The organism is Mesorhizobium sp. M7A.F.Ca.US.014.04.1.1 (assembly GCF_003998745.1).
Classification (GTDB): Bacteria; Pseudomonadota; Alphaproteobacteria; order Rhizobiales; family Rhizobiaceae; genus Mesorhizobium; species Mesorhizobium ciceri.
The window spans coordinates 1-900 of the sequence record NZ_RZRW01001181.1; the positions used below are offsets into that span (position 1 = coordinate 1).

The 900-nt window shown below is 59.6% G+C and carries 2 protein-coding genes; one reads left to right on the forward strand and one right to left on the reverse strand.

Features of this window, described 5'->3' with window-relative positions; all coding sequences use genetic code 11:
* Nucleotides 1-435, reverse strand: a 435-nt coding sequence (locus EOA22_RS35420; RefSeq protein WP_127390704.1) for an MFS transporter, incomplete at its 3' end; no start/stop codon positions are given.
* A 188-nt stretch (nucleotides 436-623) separates the two neighbouring features.
* Here EOA22_RS35420 and EOA22_RS35425 point away from each other — a divergent pair.
* A partial coding sequence (locus EOA22_RS35425) for a TetR/AcrR family transcriptional regulator (RefSeq protein WP_164756265.1) occupies nucleotides 624-900 on the forward strand: 277 nt, incomplete at its 3' end.

The following is a 900-nucleotide window of genomic DNA, read 5'->3' on the forward strand; positions in this document are numbered from 1 at the left end:
GATCGGCGACACCGAAAAGACCAGCATCAGCAAGGACATCAGCTTGGCAGCCTCATTGCCGGTATGCAGGTCGCGCACGATGGCGCGCGGAACGGCCATGCCGGCGCTGGCGCCAAGCCCCTGCAGGAAGCGGAAAGCGATCAGCCATTCGATGGTCGGCGCCATTGCCGAACCGATGCCGCCGACCATGAACAGCGCAAGGCCGCCGTAGAGCGGCAGCTTGCGGCCGACCATGTCGGAGATCGGCCCGACGACGATCTGGCCAAAGCCCATCGACAGGAAGAAGATCAACAGGCTCATCTGCACGGCAGCGGTGCCGGCATGCAGATCGGCGCCGATCGACGGCAGCGCGGGCAGATACATGTCGATGGCGAACGGGCCGATGGCGGACAACAAGCCGAGCACGACCGCGATGCGGAGGAATTTGGGACTCATGATAGAGGCTTCTTTCAAATCTGGTTGCCGCCGCCAGGCGGCGTCTAACCTAGGACGTTCCATCCCGTGAGATTCCGACACATCGAGAGCGAGTTCTGTTCGTCTCTCTCATGCGAAATCTCTTAATCTTGTGTCCACAAATTTAGACACTCTTGTCTAAATCGTCAATCACCTCTATATAGTTTTTTATGAAGCTGCACGTTTCTCCTGACATTTTCCCGCCACGCGGTCATGAGGCCAAGCGCCTGTCGATCGTCGACTCCGCCGCCACCGTGTTTTGCCGCGAAGGTTTCGCCGGCGCCAATATCGACCTGATCGCCGCCGAAGCCGGCGTCTCGCGCCAGACCATCTACAACCATCACGGCGACAAGGAAAAACTGTTCGTCGCTGTGGTCCGTGATCTGACCGAACGTTGCAATGCCGGCATCTTCGCCACCATTGCCACCTTCCCCGATCAGCCGGGGG